Below are 6145 nucleotides of genomic sequence, written 5' to 3' on the forward strand. Positions count from 1 at the left end.
ACGGTTGAGGTGAGCGACGCGGCGACCCCGGCGGCGACGGCCACCCAGGCACTCAGCCTGGTCGTTACCCCGGCGGCGCTCAGCGTCACCACCACCAGTCTGCCCGCCGGGGCGGTGGGCACGGCCTACGCGCAGACGCTCGCGGCGAGCGGCGGCACCGCGCCGTACAGCTGGTCGCTGGCGACCGGCAGCGACCCGCTGCCCGACGGCCTGAACCTGGATGCCGAGAGCGGTGAGATCAGTGGCACGCCGACTGCGCCGGGGACAGTCACCCTCACGGTTGAGGTGAGCGATGCGGCGACCCCGGCGGCGACCGCCACCGCGGCGTTGAGTCTTGTCGTCGCCCCCGAAGCGCTGACCATCACCACCACCAGTCTGCCCGCCGGTGCGGTGGACACGGTCTATCCGACGACGACGCTCACGGCGAGCGGCGGCATTGCGCCGTACAGCTGGTCGCTGGCGGCCGGCAGCGACCCGCTGCCCGACGGCCTGAACCTAAATCCCACGAGTGGCGAGATCAGCGGCACGCCCACCGCGGCCGGGACGGCCAACCTCCTGGTTGAGGTGAGCGACGCGGCCAGCACACCGGCGACGGCCACGGCGGCGTTGAGCCTCACCGTGGCCCCGGCGGCTGACACCACGCCTCCGACGGTGATCTCGACCACCCCGGCCGCGGGCGCGACCGACGTGGCGGCGGGTTCAACGGTGATCGCGGTGTTCAGCGAGGCGATGGACGAGGCAAGCATCACCAGCGACACCTTCGAGCTGCTGGATGCGGATGACGCCCTGGTGGCGGCCGCGCTCAGCTACGACGCGACGAGCCGGAGCGCGATCCTGACCCCGAGCGGCCCACTGACAGCCTCCACGACCTACACCGCGCGGGTCCTGGGTGACGCCGCTGGGGTCAAGGACCTGGCGGGGAATGCTCTCACCGCGGACCTCACCTGGTCCTTCACCACTGCTGCCGCCGGCAGCGGAGTCTGCGCGACCCCCTGCAGTCTCTGGGATGCCGCGCCGACCCCGAGCATCCTGGTGGATCCGGACACCAGCGCGGTGGAGCTTGGGGTCAAGTTCCAGAGCGACGTGGACGGGCTCGTCACGGGCTTGCGCTTCTACAAGAGCACCCAGAATACCGGGACGCACGTGGGCAGCCTGTGGGACAGCGGCGGCCAGCTGCTGGCGCAGGCGACCTTTGTGAACGAGAGCGCCTCGGGCTGGCAGGAGGTGAGCTTCGACGCGCCGGTGGCGATCCAGGCCGGATTGACCTATGTCGCGTCCTACTTCGCCCCGGTGGGCCGCTACTCGGTCGATGAGGACTATTTCGACTCGGCCTACGCCAACGGACCGCTGCGGGCCCTGGCCGACGGCGAGGACGGTGGTAACGGGGTCTATCTGTACGGCTCCGGTGGTTTCCCCACCGATACCTATCGTTCCTCCAATTACTGGGTGGACGTCGTATTCGTGACCACGACGGGTCTCTGAGAACAGACTTGCGAGTCAACGACGGCCACCCGTGGCTCCCGATCCCACGGTTGGCCGTGCGGAGCCGAGGTCGACATCCGTGGAAGGCGTATCCTGATCCTCGGCCTCGACTGCAGGTGACTGGCCCGCCTTCATGGAGAACTGACGGGAGATCCGCAATCCCCGTGTGATGGATCTCATTAGAACGCTACGTCAAGTCAGCTGCCGCCTCAGCGAGGGGCGCCACCCTCCACCAGGCAGGAGCATCAATGTGATCACTGCCTACCTATCCCTGACGCACCCTGGCTTGCTATGGCTTCTATGCCTCCTGGCCCACGTCATCTGGACAGGCACCATGCTTGCCAATCTATTCGCGCGAGGAGAACGATGAGCAGCAACGTCTATTGCGATGTGACATGACACGACGTCGGTCGTTTTGTGATGGAATGATCGATATCTCCGGCACTTCGGCAAACCTCCGCCGTCCTAGATAACGTGAAGTCTGCCCTTCCCAGGCCTGCTGCCGATGGAAGCCTGTGGGGAGTCATGACTGAAGGACCTGCCCCAGGCGGGCTCCGGGGGCACTGCTAACCGCGTTCACGTCCGAGGACCTTTCCGGCGATCATCTCGCCGATCGGAATCGCCGACGTTGCTGCGGGCGACGGGGCATTGCAGACGTGGAGCATCCGCTTGCTCTCCAGGAAAAGGAAGTCGTGAACGAGGGTGCCGTCGCGCATCACGGCTTGCGCCCGGATACCGGACTCGCACGGAAGGAGATCGTCGAGTCCCAGGCTCGGGCAATACTTGCGGCACTCGGCGAGATAGCGCGCCTTGAAGAGCGAGCTGCGCATCTCGTTCACGCCGTGCCCAAGGTGTCTCTGCATGACCTTCCAGAATCCCGGAAACGCCGCATATTCCAGCACGTCTCGCAGGTCGAAAGAAAATTTCGGATAGCCTTCCCGCGCGAAACCGAGCACGGCGTTGGGTCCCACGGTCACCGAGCCGTCCATCATCCGCGTCAGATGAACACCGAGGAAAGGCAATTCCGGATCCGGGATCGGATAGATGAGATGGCGAACGATGCCGCTCTTGGGAGGCGGAAGCCGATAATACTCCCCCCGAAAGGGCACGATCTGGTGGTCGATGTTCATCCCCGCCAGCTTCGCCAGTCGGTCGGACTGCAGTCCGGCGCACGCGATCAGGCGGCGAGCCGCCCATTCCTCCTGGCCGCCGGACGCGACGACCTCCGAGGAGGTTTCCCGTATGCCGGTCACCGCGATGCCGGTCTTGATCACGCCTCCCGCTTTGCGAATGACCGCGCCCATCGACTCGGAGACGCGCCTGTAGTCGACGATACCCGTCGCCCTGACCAACAGAGCGCCAACGCCGACGATATTCGGCTCCCGACGGGTCAGCTCGGCCCGGTCCAGGTATTCGACCTCGATGCGGTTCTGCCGGGCGCGCTCCACCAGGGCATCCATCCGCCTGAGCTCGGGCTCGTTGGTGGCCACCAGCAGCTTGCCGCAGACCTCGAACGGGATGCCGTGCCGGCTGCAGAAGTCCTTTGTCTGCTCGGCACCGCGCCGACACAGCTCGGCCTTGAGGCTCCCGGGCGTGTAGTAGATGCCCGAGTGAATGACGCCGCTGTTGTGACCGGTCTGGTGACGGCCGAGCCCGGACTCCTTCTCCAGGACGAGGACGCCCGAACCCGGTCTGAGCCGAAGAAGCTCCAGCGCGGTCGCCAGGCCCACGATGCCGCCGCCGATGACGCAATAGTCGAAGGTCATAGTCACAGCCCAGTGCGATGGGGACCGCAAGATCACAGCGTTCCATCACAGCGTTCCAGGGGGTCGGGAGTCAGGAGTGCGCCAGAATCCGGAACGGGGACAGTCGGCGTTGACGGATTGGCCGATCCCATCCGGGCGCTGGCCGCGTCCGAGTCGGTCGGTGGCCGGTGTCGTGGACCCGACCCTTTAGGAAAGTCCGCCCCAAGATCAGCCCGCAATGATGTGCGCGAACCCAAGTCTTTCCAGCAACCAGAGCCAGACTGCATCCAGCGGCATCCAGAAATATTGGATTGCGAAGGCTGACCCGGCAATCAGGGCGATGAGTGCCACGATGAGGACGATCCGCTTGATCAGCCGCCGGCGCCGATGCGCGGGACTCTCGATGAATGGGATCACGGCCAAGGGTGGGGCACCCACTGCGTTGCTGATGGTGCGCAGCGCGTAGATCCTCCCGTCGAGAGTCTCCAGGCCAGCGACGGTCCCGAGGCCTGCCCCCCCGGCGGCAACCAGACCGATCAGGAAGATCTTCGGACGGTCCGGGCTCGAGGGCTGATCCGGGACCAGGGGAGGCTCGATCAACGTAAACCGCTCCCCTTTGCTCTCCTTCTCCAACGATTCGGCGAGCACCGCCTCCATGTGCTTGCTCTTGACCTGGTTGTATTTTTCGACCGCGGCATCGTAGTCACGGGTGATGAGCAGGTACTCCCGCTCGATCTTCGGTCCCTCGGCGAGGCGGGATTCGAGCTCAGCCAGGCGGCTCTCCAATTCCTGACGGGATTCACGCAGGGCGTCGAGCTTCGATTGGTTGGCGGCAACCTGTGACTGGAGTTGAATGTAAAGTGGATTGTCAGCATCGCCGCTGCCGGCGCTTGAGCTGCTGCTTCCTGCCGACGCGTTGGCTTGTCTTTGCAGCGCCTTGACTTCCGGGTGCTCGCTCGAATAGCGGCTGGACAAGGTGGCGAGCTCCCCGAGCCGTGCGCTTCGGGGGCTCGACGCATCGTCGATGCCACCGCGACCGATCTCGCGCCGCAGGGTCTCGATCTCGCGTTCGACGGCGATCCGGTCCGGGTGTGTCACCGAGTAGCGGGAGCTCAGGCGCAGGCGTTCGGTCTCGAGCTCCTTGAGGCGTTCGCTCGGACTCAGAACACGTCCGTCCGACCCTCGCCCCGTCGCGACATAGGGGTTCAGCTTCGCGAGCTCGGATTGGAGATAGACCTGGTTGACCTCCAGTGTCTGGATGTCCTGATCAGTCTGCCGCAGGCTGTCCTCGGCGCGCTGAAACAGCTGCCGGTTGACCTGCATCATCTCCGGGATCGTATCCCCGTGTTGCTCCTTGAACCGTGCCAGCTTCTCCTCGAGCGTGCTGACCTCCCCGGCGAGCCTGCGTGACTCCTGGTCGAGGAACCGCGATATCTCCTGGGTGGCGCGTCTGCGGTCCCGCGCGTTCTCATTCAGAAACAAGGAGACCACGTCATTCGTGACGCCTTGCGCCACGGTCGGGGACTCAGACTCGTAGGAGACGGTGAATGCGATTGCCTCGCCGCGGGCGCCCGCACTGATGGTCTCGACCTCGATATCCTCTCGGATCTTTTCAACGGCACTGGCCATCCCGAGCTTGTCGCGCAGCGCCGCATAGAGGTCGTGGCGCTCGATGATCGGGCTGAGATTCTCCGTCGTCATCACGCGCTGATTGATGATCTGGACCCGCTGCTCCGCGTATGTCGTGATGGTCGAGCGGACGAGGTCCATCGGGATCTCCTGCTGCTCGATCAGGATGGTCGCGGTCGACTCGTACCGGGTAGGCAGAAAAACCGCGGCCGCGGTCGCGGCGATGAAGGTGAGGATCGCCGGGATGATGAGCTGCCATTTGCGCCGCTTGAGGATGGCGAGGTAATCGCTGACGGACAGGGTCTGTTCTTGCATCTTCAATCGCGAGTTCGTTGGCTCTGATGTTTGGCGGCGTTGTCGTCGGCTCGGGAGTGCGCGCTTTGACCATCAAACTGGAAGGCGAATAGCGCCATATCTCAGCTGGTCTCTGGAATGCCCTCGCTGGCATTGGGCCCCAGCAGTCCCTGCCGGGGCGACGAGGCAGTTTGGTCTACCACGACGTCATTCCGGCAGAGCCTTCCCCGGACGCGTTCCGGGGGATGCCGAAATCCAGGGCCACGGATGGCAATCTATTGACGCCAGCTGAGATTCGACGTGAATCACCAACGGGACAGCGCGCCCAGACTGACCATTGTAATCAATCAAGGGGCGAGGAGTCCGGATTTTTCCGGATCACTCGATCGGTTATTCGAGCAGCGCCACAGGACTGTGAACTGGAAAAAGGCGCAAGCCGTTTTCAGACGGCTATGAAGACGCGTTGAGACACGGTTGCCACTGACCTGCGCACATTGGCGCCCTGCCGCACATCAGTCCATCGAGCACGCTCGAAAGAGACAAGTTTGGCTGAGCCGAACGCGCGTCGATTGCACGCGCGAGCCAGCTCAACTGGACTTGCGACAGGCCCAACACCTGGATTCAGGACACACCCCAATCCGATTCTCCGCTTCCCGCCCACTTCCCGCGCAGCCGAGCCTGTCGCCAGGCCACCCTCCAACCTGCGCCCGGGTCCGTTCGGTCAAATTGGGCTCCCCCGCCAATGCGTAAACCCGTTCACCCTTTCGTCGCAGTGCCGCGACTCAGCGGCGGCGTGGGGCTCTTTCGCGGCACTGGTGCGCCCGCATCGCAGCACCCGGTGCCTGCAAAGATCTCCCCGGTCGTCTGTGGCGAATTGTGACCGGAGTCTCAGTTGCGCGGTCGTCCGGCCGACGAAACCCGCAGCTTCCCCGAGATGCGAAGAGCGTCACGGAGTGCGCCTGTCCACGCACGTAGATTCAGGGCGTACCAATGCG

The 6145-nt window shown here is 64.6% G+C and carries 3 protein-coding genes; 1 reads left to right on the forward strand and 2 read right to left on the reverse strand.

Features of this window, described 5'->3' with window-relative positions:
- On the forward strand, window positions 1–1482 hold a 1482-nt coding region (locus LJE61_RS03740; RefSeq protein ID WP_296917483.1), incomplete at its 5' end, for a DUF4082 domain-containing protein.
- 566 nt (window positions 1483–2048) lie between these two features.
- On the opposite strand, the gene lhgD is transcribed toward LJE61_RS03740, so the two are convergent.
- Both lhgD and LJE61_RS03750 read right to left on the reverse strand, forming a co-directional pair.
- On the reverse strand, window positions 2049–3248 hold the full coding sequence (gene lhgD / locus LJE61_RS03745; protein ID WP_296917486.1) for an L-2-hydroxyglutarate dehydrogenase: 1200 nt from the start codon (window positions 3246–3248) through the stop codon (window positions 2049–2051).
- 207 nt (window positions 3249–3455) lie between these two features.
- On the reverse strand, window positions 3456–5171 hold the full coding sequence (locus tag LJE61_RS03750) for a Wzz/FepE/Etk N-terminal domain-containing protein (RefSeq protein WP_296917488.1): 1716 nt from the start codon (window positions 5169–5171) through the stop codon (window positions 3456–3458).
- Window positions 5172–6145: the final 974 nt, after the last annotated feature.

The sequence above is a fragment of the Thiocapsa sp. genome, from assembly GCF_022340925.1.
In the GTDB taxonomy this organism is placed as follows: Bacteria; Pseudomonadota; Gammaproteobacteria; order Chromatiales; family Chromatiaceae; genus Thiocapsa.

Bases quoted from the DNA above. Each gene is read 5' to 3' on its own strand.
- LJE61_RS03750 (WP_296917488.1), bottom strand. From the start codon at position 5,171: ATGCAAGAACAGACCCTGTCCGTCAGCGATTACCTCGCCATCCTCAAG.
- lhgD (WP_296917486.1), bottom strand. From the start codon at position 3,248: ATGACCTTCGACTATTGCGTCATCGGCGGCGGCATCGTGGGCCTGGCG.